Here is a 12,855-nt window from a genome sequence, read left to right on the forward strand (position 1 = left end):
TCGCCGGACGGGCGCTCGGAGCCGCACGCTATCTCTCGGGCTCCTGGTCAGACCGTCTGCCCCCCGACGCGACGGTGTGACTGAGGCCAGACTGCCCGATGGCGATAAACGAATGCTGAACGCCGGCGGTCCGCGACCGGGCGCCCCGCGCCCGGGAGCGCTCAGGCCGCGGTGGCCGGTGCCAGCAGGGCGCGGACCTCGGCGGCCTCCGGAGCGCCGTGCTCCTGGTAGAGGTTGAGCGCCTCGCGCCAGCAGGCCCCGGCCCGGTCCGCCTGGTTCAGCGCGGACAGGGCGTGGCCCAGGAGCGTCAGGACGTTGCCCTGCATCCGGTCGCCGCCGATGCACTGGAGCGCCAGTGCCTGTTCGGCGTGCTGGGCCGCCTGCGCGGGGCGGTGCGCGCCGAGGTGGGCCTCGGCGATCCGGAAGTGCGTGGTGCCCGCCCACAGGCGCTGACGGTGGTCCATGAAGATGGTCAGGGCCTCGGAGAACTGGGTGAGGGCCTCACGGTGCCGGCCCGCCGTGATGAGGGCGACGCCGAGGGCGTAGTGGCCGTTGCCGAGCCGCATCGTGCTGCCCACCTCGATGTGGACGGCGAGACCGCGCTGGGCGAACTCGACCGCCTTCAGGGTGTCGCCGAGCCCCATGTAGGCGCGCGAGAGGTTGCACAGGGCGGTGGCCTCGCACAGGCCGTTGTCGGCCGCCCTGAACCCCTCTATGGCCTGGTCGAAGAAGACCTTGCCGTCCCGGTAGCGGTGCTGGTGCAGCGCGATGACACCGCGGTCCTGGGCCGCCCAGCTGGTGGCGGTCGCATCACCCGCGGCGGTCGCGGACTCCATCGCGCGCCGCGCCTCCTCCTCGGCCTGCCGGATCCGGCCGGAGACCAGGAGGACGTTGGTGAGGGTGGCGCGGGCGCGGCCCTCCGCACGGATGTCGCGCGCCGCCCGCGTCGCCTCGCACATGGCCCGGGCCGTCGCCTCGTACTGGTGCGCGTTCGCACCGGACTCGGCGAGGTCCCTGGCCGCCCAGAGCAGGTCCACCGCGCGGCGCAGCCGGTCGGTGCCGGCCGCCTGGCGCACGCACCCCAGCAGGGCCGACGCCTCCGCGTACAGCCAGTCCAGGGCGGCCGCGCCCGCGGCGAAGCGCAGGCCGGGGTGGTCGGTGGGCTCCAGGTCGTCGACCAGGCGGTCGCCGGGCCGCTCGATCGCGTAGATCCGCGCCGCCGTCGCCAGGTAGAAGTCGAGGAGGCGCGACATCGCCGCGTCCCGCTCCCGCGGGGGCAGTTCGTCGCGCTGCGCGCACGCACGCGCGTAGAGGCGGACCAGGTCGTGGAAGCGGTAGCGGCCCGGCGCCGCCGACTCCAGCAGGGAGGTGTCGACCAGGGACTCCAGGAGGTCCTCGGTCTCCTCGATCTCCAGGTCCAGGGCGGCGGCCGCGGCCGCCAGCGAGATGTCGGGGCCGTCCGCGAGGCCGAGCAGGCAGAACGCCCGTGCCTGGCCGGGCTCCAGATGCCCGTAGCCCAGCTCGAAGGTGGCCTTCACGGCCAGGTCGCCCGCCTGCAGTTCGTCCAGGCGCCGGCGCTCGTCGGCGAGCTTCGCCGCGAGGACCGACACCGTCCAGGTGCGGCGGGCCGCGAGCCGGGACGCCGCGATGCGGATGGCCAGCGGAAGGAAGCCGCAGGCCGCGACCACGTCGAGCGCGGCCTCCCGCTCGGCCGCCACCCGCTCGCGGCCGACGATGCGGGTGAAGAGCAGCAGCGCCTCCTCGGGGGACATCACGTCCAGGTCCACCAGGTGCGCCCCGGCCAGATCGACCATCCGCACCCGGCCCGTGATCAGCGCCGCGCACCCTTCCGTGCCGGGGAGCAGCGGCCTGACCTGGGCCGCGTCCCGCGCGTTGTCCAGCAGGACCAGGACGCGGCGGCCGTCGAGCGTGGAGCGGTACAGCGCGGCCCGCTCCTCCAGGGTGTCCGGGATCGCCGCGTCGGCCGTGCCGAGGGCGCGCAGAAAGGAGCCGAGGACCGTCTCGGGCTCCGCCGCGCGCGCCCCGGCGCCCTGGAGGTCCACGTACAACTGGCCGTCGGGGAAGGCGGACCGGGCGGCGTGGGCGACGTGCACGGCGAGCGTCGTCTTGCCGACGCCACCGATGCCCGCCACCGCCGAGACCGCCATCACCGAGCCGGTGCCGGTCCCGGAGGACGCGGCGCAGAGCACGTCGCTCAGCTCGGTGACGAAGGAGGCCCGGCCGGTGAAGTCCGGCACGGTCGCCGGCAGTTGGGCGGGGCGTACGAGGGTCGCGGTCGGCTCGGCGGCGGGCGCCGAGGGCTCGGCGAGCGCCGGGTCGGCCCGCAGGATGCGCTGCTGGAGCTCGGAGAGGCCCGGGCGGGGATCGACGCCCAGCTCGTCCGCGAGCAGGCGGCGGGTGTCCGCGTAGACGGCGAGGGCCTCGGCCTGGCGGCCGGAGCGGTAGAGCGCCAGCATCAGCAGCTCGCGCAGGCGTTCGCGCAGCGGGTGGGCCGCCGTCAGGGCGGTCAGTTCGGAGACGGCCTCCGCGTGGCAGCCCTGCTCCAGGTCCATGTCGAGCCGGCACTCCAGGAGTTGCAGCCGCCACTCCTCCAGGCGGGCACGCTGCGTCTCGGCGTACGGCCCCGGGACGTTGGCCAGCGGTTCGCCGTCCCACAGGTCCAGGGCCTTGCTCATCAGGCTCCGCGCCCGGCCCGGCTCGTCGGCCCGGCGGGCCTTCTCGGCGTCCGCGGCGAGGGACTCGGCGGCGGTCAGGTCCAGGGCGTCGGGGCTCGACGAGCGGATCGCGTACCCGCCCGCCTCGCTGACCAGGACGCCCGCGCCGAGGATCTTGCGCAGCCGGGAGGCGTACGTGCGCAGCGCGGCCAGCGCCTGCTGGGGCGAGTCCCCGCCCCAGACCGCGTCGATCAGCTCGCCCGCCGTCGCCGTGCGGCCCTCGCGCAGGAGCAGGGCCGCGAGCAGCGCCCGCTGCTGGGGCGAGCCCGTCGCCAGCGGTTCGCCGCCGCGCCAGGCACGTACCGGTCCGAGCACGCTGAAGCGCAGGCCGGAGCCCGCGGCGGGCGGCACGTCCGGGACCGCCCCGGCCGCGCCGGGCCGCCGCTGCTCCGGTACCCGCGCTCCACCGTCCATCGCTGCCCCCTGCCGCCGCACAAGCACCGGTCGCGTCGTCGTGTCCGCGTCGTCCAGGCGGCGCGCCGTCGAAGGGACGGCCCGTCGGGGACGACCCCGCCAGTTTGCCTTGTTCATGGCGGATACGTCAGCCGTGGGAGACAGCCATCACAGACACCTCACGCGGACGGAGCCGCGCATCCGGCAGCTGACGGGCCGTCAGATCGGCGCTACCGTGAGCCCATGGAGACCACGGAGACCGGAAAGACAGTGAACGCCCCGAAAACCGGTGAGTTCCCCCGGATCATTTCCGTCGATGACCACACCGTCGAGCCCCCGGCCGTCTGGTCCGACCGCCTCCCGAAGAAGTACCGCGGCACCGGACCGCGCGTCGTGCGCGCGCCCCTGAAGGAAATGACCTTTCTGGGCGGCAAGTTCGCGCCCGTCATGGGAGCGCCGGGCGACGACGGGCCGATCGGTGACTGGTGGGTCTACGAGGACCTGCACCGGCCGCTCACCCGGCTCGACACCGCCGTCGGCCACGACCGCGACGAGATCAAGCTGGAGGTCATCACCTACGAGCAGATGCGCGCGGGCTCCTACGACGTCCCCGCCCGCCTCGCCGACATGGACGCCAACCACGTCCAGTCCGCCCTGTGCTTCCCCACCTTCCCGCGCTTCTGCGGCCAGACCTTCACCGAGGCCAAGGACCGGGAGCTGGGGCTGCTCGGGGTGCGCGCCTACAACGACTGGATGGTGGAGGAGTGGTGCGGGCCGGCGGCGCGCGGGCGGCTGATACCGCTGACCCTCGTCCCGCTCTGGGACGCCGCACTGGCCGCCGCCGAGGTGCGCAGGAACGCGGCCCGGGGCGTGCGCGCCGTCGCCTTCTCCGAGATCCCGCCGCACCTGGGGCTGCCCAGCATCCACGGCGACGCCTGGGACCCGTTCCTGGCCGCCTGCGACGAGACCGGCACGGTCATCGCCATGCACATCGGTTCCAGCAGCAGGATGCCGTCCACGTCCGCCGACGCGCCGCCCGCCGTCGGCTCCACCATCACCTTCGCCAACTGCTGCTTCTCGATGGTGGACTGGCTGATGAGCGGCAAGTTCGAACGCTTCCCACGGCTCAGGGTCATGTACGCCGAGGGCCAGATCGGCTGGATCCCGTACATCCTGGAGCGCGCCGACGTGGTGTGGGAGGAGAACCGCGGCTGGGGCGGCGTCGCCGGCAAGGTCCGCAGGCCACCGAGCGAGTACTTCGCCGACCATGTCTTCGGCTGCTTCTTCGACGACGCCTTCGGGCTGCGCAACCTCGACGCCATCGGCCCGGCCAACGTGCTCTACGAGACCGACTACCCGCACTCCGACTCCACCTGGCCCAGGTCGAGGGAGGTGGGCGAGGCCCAGATGGCGCACCTGGACGCCGGGACGGTGGAGCGGATCGTGCGGGGGAACGCGATCGAGCTGCTCGGTCTGACGGCCGACGGGCTCTGGAGCCCCGGGGTGTGACGCCGCCCGGACCCTTGTCTGACGGAGCGTCAGGTACGAGGATGGGCCCCGGCTCGCTTGTGACGCACCGTCAGGCAGGAGTTCGGGTATGGCGCGGCTCGCCTACGGGATACAGCTCCCGGTCCAGTCCCGGTCCACCCTGTACGCCGAACCCTGGGAGGCGGCGGCCGGCGCCGGTGACCTCGCGGAGGTCGCCCGCGCCGCCGACCGGGGCGGCTTCGACTACATCGCCTGCTGCGACCACGTCGCCATCCCGCGGCGGCTCGCCGGGGCCATGTCGACGACCTGGTACGACCCCGTCGCCACCCTCTCCTACCTCGCCGGGCTCACCGAGCGCGTCCGCCTCCTCAGCCACGTCGCCGTCGTCGGGCTGCGCCACCCGCTCGCCACCGCCAAGCAGTACGCCACCCTGGACCACCTCAGCGGCGGGCGGCTCGTCCTCGGGGTCGGGGCCGGCCACGTCCGGGAGGAGTTCGAGGCGCTCGGCGCCGACTTCGCGCGCCGCGGGGCTCTCCTGGACGAGAGCGTCGACGCGCTGAAGGCGGCCCTGGGGCCCGAGGAGTTCCCGGAGTTCAAGGGCGAACTGTTCTCTTTCTCGGGGCTCGGGCAGCGGCCCCGGCCCGCTCAGGCGCGGGTCCCGCTCTGGGTGGGCGGCTCGTCGGCGCCCGCCGTGCGGCGCGCCGCGCTCAAGGGCGACGGCTGGCTGCCGCAGGGCGATCCGCGCGAGCGACTGCCGGCGAAGATCGCGACGCTGCGGCGGCTGCGCGCCGAGGCGGGCATCGAGGCACCGCTCACCGTCGGCGCCATCGCCGAGCCGCTGTACGTGGGGGCGCCCGGCTGGGACGTGGGCCGGCGGACCCTCACCGGCGCGCCGGAGCGGATCGCGGAGTCGCTGCGCGCGTACGCGGCCATGGGCGTGCACCAGATCCAGGTCCGTTTCCGCAGCCGCGGCAGGGCCGAACTCGTCGACCAGATGGCGGCGTTCGCCGCCGGCGTGGCACCCCGACTGAGCTGAGGAGCGGCGGACATGGGCAAGCTCGACGGGCGGGTCGTCCTCATCACCGGGGCGGCGCGCGGGCAGGGTGAGCAGGAGGCGCGGCTCTTCGCGGCCGAAGGGGCGCGGGTCGTGGTCGCCGACGTGCTCGACGACCGGGGCGAGGCCGTCGCCCAGGACATCGGTGCGGGCCGGGCCCTGTTCACCCACCTCGACGTGGGCCGGGAGGAGGAGTGGGGCGCCGCCGTCACGGCCGCCCGGGACGCCTTCGGGAAGATCGACGGGCTCGTCAACAACGCGGGCATCCTGCGCTTCAACGAGCTGGTCTCCACCCCGCTCGCCGAGTTCCAGCAGATCGTGCGGGTCAACCAGGTCGGGACGTTCCTCGGGATCAAGACCGTGGCCCCCGAGATAGCCGCCGCGGGCGGCGGTTCGATCGTCAACACCGCCTCTTGCACCGGGGTGACGGGGATGGCGTACGTAGGGGCCTACGCCGCCACCAAGCACGCCGTCATCGGGCTGACCAGGGTCGCCGCCCTGGAACTGGCCGCGCGGCACATCCGTGTCAACGCCGTCTGCCCGGGCGCCGTCGACACCGCCATGAGCAACCCGGCGCAGCCCGGCCCGGCGGCGGACGACGGGAAGGCCGCCTCGGCCCTGGAGGGGCTGTACCGCAAGCTCGTGCCGCTCGGCCGCGTCGGGCGGGCCGAGGAGGTCGCGCGGCTCGCGCTCTTCCTGACCGCCGAGGAGGACTCGGCGTACATCACCGGGCAGCCGTTCGTGATCGACGGCGGGTGGCTGGCGGGCGTCTCGGTGTACTGACGGCTCATCAGGTATTGACCCCCCAGGGGTGCGATGGAACAGTCGGTGCAGCCGATCTGACGTACCGTCAGAAACAGATGGGGACGGTGAACCTCCGTGGAATTCGGACTCTTTGTACAGGGGTACGTGGGCAAGCAGGCGCTGACGGACCCGACCGCAGAGCACCGCGCGCTCATGAACGAGACCGAGTACGTCATCCAGGCGGACAAGTCCGGCTTCAAGTACGCCTGGGCGTCCGAGCACCACTTCCTGGAGGAGTACTCGCACCTGTCGGCCAACGACGTCTTCCTCGGGTACCTCGCGCACGCGACCGAGCGCATCCACCTCGGGTCCGGCATCTTCAACCCGCTCGCCCAGGTCAACCACCCCGTCAAGGTCGCCGAGAAAGTCGCCATGCTCGACCACCTCAGCGAGGGGCGGTTCGAGTTCGGCAGCGGGCGCGGGGCGGGCAGCCACGAGATCCTCGGCTTCATCCCGGGCGTGACCGACATGAACCACACCAAGGAGATCTGGGAAGAGACCATCGCGGAGTTCCCCAAGATGTGGCTCCAGGACGAGTACCCGGGGTTCCAGGGCAAGCACTGGTCGCTGCCGCCGCGCAAGATCTTCCCCAAGCCGTACGGGGCCTCGCACCCGGCCATGTGGTACGCCGCCGGGTCCCCGCCCTCGTACGCCATGGCGGCCCGCAAGGGGCTCGGCGTGCTGGGGTTCAGCGTGCAGAAGGTCTCCGACATGGAGTGGGTCCTGGAGCAGTACAAGACCGCGATCCAGGACGCCGAACCCATCGGGGACTTCGTCAACGACAACGTCATGGTGACGTCGACCGCCATCTGCGCCGAGACGCACGACAAGGCCGTGCAGATCGCCGTGCACGGCGGGCTCAACTACTTGCAGTCGCTGGTGTTCCGGTACCACGACACGTTCCCGCGCCCCGACGGGATCCCGGAGTGGCCCGAGGTGCTGCCGGAGTACAGCGCGGAGATCATCGAGCTGCTCATCGCGGAGGAGCTGATGATCTGCGGGGACCCGGACGAGGTGCTGGCGCAGTGCGGGCGGTGGGAGCGGGCCGGGGCCGACCAGTTGTCGTTCGGGCTGCCCATCGGGGTCTCGCACGAGGACACGCTGAATTCCATCCGGCTGATCGGGGAGCACGTCATTCCGAAGATCGATACGGATCCGGTCCACCGGACGTCGCGGTTCCGGGGGGCGCGGGGTTGAGGTGCCGGGTCGTCCCGGATCTCCCTCCTCCCGGGCAGAGAGGCTGGGGCCTTCTTCGCGCTGAGGTCGCGGGACTCTGCCCCGGGTTCCGCTGCCTCTCGTACCGGAAGCGGGGCTTGATTTGAGCGTGACGCGGCTGGCGGACGGGCCGGGGCGACCGGAGCGGGAGAGGGTGGAGGATCGTGCTTGATCACCTCATTGCGGGTGCCACCGTCGTCGACGGGACCGGCGCGCCCGGCTTCGTGGGCGACGTCGGGATCCGGGACGGGCGGATCGCCGTCGTCGCCGCGCCGGGCGGGGTCACCGAGGAGGCGCGGAGCCGTGAGGACGCCACCGGGCTCGTGCTCGCGCCCGGGTTCGTCGACCCGCACACGCACTACGACGCGCAGCTGTTCTGGGACCCGTACGCCACGCCCTCCCTCAACCACGGGGTGACGACCGTGGCCGGCGGCAACTGCGGGTTCACGCTCGCGCCGCTGAACCCTCGGCGGCCCGAGGACGCCGACTACACCCGGCGCATGATGTCGAAGGTCGAGGGGATGTCCCTGGTCGCCCTGGAGGAAGGGGCGCCCTGGACCTGGCACTCGTTCGGGGAGTACCTCGGCGCGCTCGACGGGCGCATCGCCGTCAACGCGGGCTTCATGGTGGGCCATTGCGCGCTGCGCCGGTACGTGATGGGACCGGACGCCGTCGGTGGGCAGCCCAGCCAGGAACAGCTGCGGGCCATGCTCGGCCTCCTCCACGACGCCATGGACGCCGGGGCCTGGGGGCTCTCCACCACCCAGTCGTCCACGCACTCCGACGGGGACGGGCGGCCGGTCGCCTCGCGGCACGCGCTGCCGGACGAACTCATCGCGCTCAGCCGGGCGGTCGGAGAGCACGAGGGGACGCAGATCGAGGCGATCGTCACCGGGTGCCTGGACCAGTTCAGCGACGCCGAGACCGAGCTGCTCGTGGAGATGAGCGCGGCGGCCGGACGCCCGCTCAACTGGAACGTGCTGACCGTCGACGCCGCCGTGCCCGCGCGCGTCCCCCGCCAGCTCGCCGCGAGCGAACGCGCGCGCAAGGCGGGCGGCCGGATCGTCGCCCTGACCATGCCCATCCTGACCCCGATGAACATGTCGCTCGGCACCTTCTGCGCGCTCAACCTCATCCCGGGCTGGGGCGAGATCCTCGGCCTGCCCCTCGACGAGCGGATCGCGAAGCTGCGCGACCCGGACGTGCGCGCCGGGATGCTGCGCCGCGCCGACAGCAAGGAGGCCGGGGTCTTCCGCCGGCTCGCGGACTTCGGCCGGTACGTCATCGGGGACACCTACACGCCGGCCAACGAGGGCCTGACCGGACGCGTCGTGAAGGACATCGCCGCCGAGCGCGGGCAGGAGCCCTTCGCGTGCCTCGTCGAGATCTGCGCCGCCGACCGGCTGCGGACCGTGCTGTGGCCGATGCCGACCGACAACGACCCGGGCTCCTGGGCCCTGCGTGCCGCGACCTGGCGCCACGAGGACGTCCTGCTCGGCGGCTCCGACGCGGGCGCGCACCTGGACCGGATGTGCGGGGCGCCGTACACGACCCGCTTCCTCGGGGACTGCCTGCGCGGCCGCAAGCTGGTGGCCCTGGAGGCGGCCGTGAAGATGCTGACGGACGACCCGGCCCGGCTGTTCGGGCTGCGCGAGCGCGGCCGCGTACAGGAGGGCTACCACGCCGACCTGGTGCTCTTCGACCCCGCGACCGTCGACGCGGGCAAGGCCACCCTCGTGCACGACCTGCCCGGCGACAGCCCGCGCCTGGACTCCAGGGCCCTCGGCGTCACCGCCGTGTGGGTCAACGGCGTCGAGGCCATCCGCCACGACGAGGTCACCGGCGCGGTCCCCGGCAAGGTCCTCAGGTCCGGGCGGGACACCCGGACGGTGAGCACCCGGTGAAGCCCGCCGCCCGCGACGCCCGCGAGCTGCTCATCGACGGGGAGTGGACCGCGCCGGACTGCGGGTACTACGAGGTTCTCGACCCGGCGCGCGAGACCGTCGTCGGACACGCGCCCGAGGCGTCCCGGCAGCAGGTGCACGACGCGGCGCGCGCCGCCCGCGCGGCCTTCGCGGGCTGGTCGCGGACCCCGCCGGGCGAGCGCGCCGCGCTGCTGGACCGGGCCGCCGACCTGATGGAGCGGGACTTCGCGGACAGTGCCCGGCTGGCGCAGGCCGAGAGCGGAGCCACCACCGGCACCGCGCGCGGCATGCAGGTCGCCGTCGGCATCGCCCGCTTCCGGCGGTACGCCCGCGGCGCCCTGGAACCGGTGGAGGAGGGGCTCGCGCCCCAGATCAACGAGGCCGGGCCGATGGGCCGGGCCGGTGTGTTCGGCGCGCTGGCGGTCCGCCAGCCCGTCGGGGTCGTCACCTGCGTCACCTCGTACAACAACCCGTGGGCCAACCCGGCGGGGAAGATCGCGCCCGCCCTCGCCCTGGGCAACACCGTGGTCGTGAAGCCCGCGCCGCAGGACCCGCTCTCCGTGTACCGGATCGCGGACGCGCTGCTGGAGGCGGGCGTGCCACCCGGGGTCCTGAACGTCGTCAGCGGCGCCGCCACGGCGGTGGGCGAGGCGGCCGTCGACGCGCCCGACGTCGACATGGTCAGCTTCACCGGCTCGACCGCCGTCGGCCGGCGCATCGGCGCGGTGTGCGGCCGGGCCGTGAAACGGCAGTTGCTGGAGCTGGGCGGCAAGGGCGCCGCGCTCGTCTTCGGCGACGCCGACCTGGACGCGGCCGTCGCCGGGATCGGGACGACGTACGCCTTCTACAGCGGGCAGATCTGCACGGCGCCGGCCCGGGCCCTCGTCCACCGCTCCGTCTACGACGAGTTCGTCACCAAGCTCGCCGCGTACGCGGGCCTGCTGAAGGTCGGGGACCCGCGCGCCCGGGACACCGTCGTCGGTCCCGTCATCTCCGCCGCGCACCGCGAACGGATCGAGGGGTACGTGGAGTTGGGCCGCAAGGAGGGGGCGACGGTGGTCGCGGGCGGGGAGCGGCCCGCGACCGGGCCGGGGTTCTACGTGGCGCCCACCCTCCTCGCCGACTGCACCAACGCCATGCGGGTGGCGCGCGAGGAGATCTTCGGGCCGGTCGTCACGGTGGTGCCCTACGACGGGGACGAGGACGAGGCCGTCGCGCTCGCCAACGACTCCGACTACGGGCTCATCGACTACGTCTGGTCCGGCGACGTCGCCCGCGCCTTCCGGGTCGCGCGGCGGCTGCGGGCCGGCGGGGTCGGCGTGAACACCGTCGGCCGCAACATGGAGGCACCCTTCGGCGGGTTCAAGCAGAGCGGGGTCGGCCGGGACGTGGGCTCGTACGCGCTGCACGCCTACAGCGAACTCCAGTCGATCGTCTGGCCGGGCTGAGCCGCACCCCTGCTCCACGGGGCGCCGAGGGGGCCGCGCCACGTCCCTGCCGTGTCCCGGTCCCGGCACGCTTCCGTTTCTCGGCTGCGCGCCCACAACTGGGCGTGTGAAGATCCCAGTTGCAGGTCGACGGGGACGGGACGCCGGGAGTTGGCATGGAAGCGCTGGACACTCAGGACCCGCGTACGGTCGGTACGTACCGGGTGCTCGGGCGGATCGGCGAGGGCGGGATGGGCCGGGTCTACCTGGCCCGCAACGCGGGCGGGCGGGCCGTCGCGCTGAAGTTCGTCCACGCCGACATGGCGGCGGTGCCGGGGTTCCGGCAGCGGTTCCGGCGCGAGGTGGAGGTGGTGCGGCGGGTCGCGGGCGCCGGGACCGTGCCGGTCGTCGACGCGGGCGTGGACGAGCAACACCCGTGGTACGCCTCGGAGTACGTGCCGGGCCCCTCGCTCCAGGAGGCCGTCGACGCGTACGGGCCGCTGCCCGCCGACGCGCTGTGGCGGCTCGCCGCCGACCTGGCCGCGACCCTGCACCACGTGCACGGGCAGAGTCTGGTCCACCGCGACCTCAAGCCGTCGAACGTGCTGCTCTCCGCCGCGGGCCCGCGCCTCATCGACTTCGGGATCGTGCACGCCGCGCTCGACACGATGCTCACGCAGAGCGGCGCGCGGATCGGCACCCCGGCCTACATGTCGCCCGAGCAGGCCTACGGCGAGACCGTCACCGCCGCCAGCGACCTCTACAGCTACGGCCTCACCCTCGCCTTCGCGGCAACCGGGGCGCAGCCGCACCGGGGCAGCGTCGTGGCCGCGCACGAGGGCGTGGACCCGGATCTCGCCGCGCTGATCGGCGCGTGCCTGAAGGACGACCCGGGGGAGCGGCCCACCGCCGAGCAGCTCACCACCTGGGCGCGGGCCAAGGACGCCTCCGGGGAGGACTGGCTGCCGGCGCGGATCGCGTCCCTGATCGCCCGTACGTCCGAACAGCTGCTGAATCTGGAGGTGCGGGAGGAGCAGACGGCGGCCGGTCCGGCGGGCCCCGGCCACACCGCGCCGGACGCGGGGCCCGCCGGGGGGTTTCACGGGGCGCCGACGCAGGGGCCGGGCGGGGCGGGCCCGTGGAGCGCCGGGCCGGGGGGAGCGGGCGCCGCGGGCGCGGGGGTCTGGACGCGGCCTCCGTCCGGCTCGGCGCCGGGGGGAGCCGGGGCCGGGACGACGCCGCCCTTCGGCTCGCAGTCGTACGCGTACGGGTACCCGCAGGCCACCCCGCCCGCAGGACCGCCGCCGCACGCGTACGGCTACTCGCCCTTCACCGCGCCCCCGCCACCCGGCCGGGCCGGGGACTTCGACTCCGGCGGCGGGCTGCTCGGCCGGCCCCTCTTCGGGATGCTGTGGCTGATCCCGATGGCACTCTGCACGTACCTGCTGCTCTTCGCCGACACGACCTTCTTCGGCGTCGTGCGGGCCCTTGCGATCCCGGCGCTGCTCGTCCTCGGTATCCGGCTGACGACGGGGCGCGGTGACGGCGGGGCCGCGCTGGGGTTCTGGGTGGGCCTGTCGGCGCTGACGGTGCAGACGTGGTGGGCAGTGAGCCAGTACGACACCGACGTCATGCGGCACGCCACGACCTACCAGAACCTGGTGGACGGGCTGACCGACCTGCTGATCCTCTTCCCGGCGGTCGGCTCGCTCGTCTGCGTCTACATCGTGCCCGCGGCGATCGGCCGGTTCCGCAAGCAGGTGTGAGCCCGCGCGGTCTGCACGAAATCCGCACGGGAAAATTTGGAAACGGGC

General features: G+C 73.7%; 8 protein-coding genes. 7 read left to right on the forward strand and 1 reads right to left on the reverse strand.

Annotated elements, in window-relative coordinates:
* Positions 1–161: 161 nt before the first annotated feature.
* Positions 162–3,149, reverse strand: a complete 2,988-nt coding sequence (locus ABZY33_RS13775; RefSeq protein ID WP_356491741.1) for a BTAD domain-containing putative transcriptional regulator — start codon at positions 3,147–3,149, stop codon at positions 162–164.
* Between the two features lie 222 nt (positions 3,150–3,371).
* Here ABZY33_RS13775 and ABZY33_RS13780 point away from each other — a divergent pair, with 222 nt between their 5' ends.
* From ABZY33_RS13780 to ABZY33_RS13810, 7 genes are all read left to right on the forward strand, one after another.
* Positions 3,372–4,637: an amidohydrolase family protein gene (locus tag ABZY33_RS13780; RefSeq protein WP_356491742.1), complete on the forward strand. Its 1,266-nt coding sequence runs from the start codon at positions 3,372–3,374 to the stop codon at positions 4,635–4,637.
* Positions 4,638–4,725: 88 nt separating this feature from the next.
* Positions 4,726–5,652, forward strand: a complete 927-nt coding sequence (locus ABZY33_RS13785; RefSeq protein ID WP_356491743.1) for an LLM class F420-dependent oxidoreductase — start codon at positions 4,726–4,728, stop codon at positions 5,650–5,652.
* Between the two features lie 12 nt (positions 5,653–5,664).
* Positions 5,665–6,453, forward strand: coding sequence for an SDR family NAD(P)-dependent oxidoreductase (locus ABZY33_RS13790; RefSeq protein ID WP_356491744.1), 789 nt, complete (start codon positions 5,665–5,667; stop codon positions 6,451–6,453).
* 96 nt (positions 6,454–6,549) lie between these two features.
* Positions 6,550–7,671, forward strand: coding sequence for an LLM class flavin-dependent oxidoreductase (locus tag ABZY33_RS13795; protein ID WP_356491745.1), 1,122 nt, complete (start codon positions 6,550–6,552; stop codon positions 7,669–7,671).
* A 182-nt stretch (positions 7,672–7,853) separates the two neighbouring features.
* A complete protein-coding gene (locus ABZY33_RS13800; protein ID WP_356491746.1) occupies positions 7,854–9,593 on the forward strand; it encodes a D-aminoacylase in 1,740 nt (579 codons plus the stop codon).
* Positions 9,590–11,062 carry an aldehyde dehydrogenase family protein gene (locus ABZY33_RS13805; protein WP_356491747.1) on the forward strand — a complete coding sequence of 491 codons (1,473 nt, stop codon included), beginning with the start codon at positions 9,590–9,592 and terminating at the stop codon, positions 11,060–11,062. Before ABZY33_RS13800 ends, ABZY33_RS13805 begins: the two co-directional genes overlap by 4 nt.
* Before the next feature lie 155 nt (positions 11,063–11,217).
* Positions 11,218–12,807: a serine/threonine-protein kinase gene (locus tag ABZY33_RS13810; RefSeq protein ID WP_356491748.1), complete on the forward strand. Its 1,590-nt coding sequence runs from the start codon at positions 11,218–11,220 to the stop codon at positions 12,805–12,807.
* Positions 12,808–12,855: the final 48 nt, after the last annotated feature.

This window comes from Streptomyces sp. NPDC006552, assembly GCF_040611655.1.
Lineage (GTDB): Bacteria > Actinomycetota > Actinomycetes > Streptomycetales > Streptomycetaceae > Streptomyces.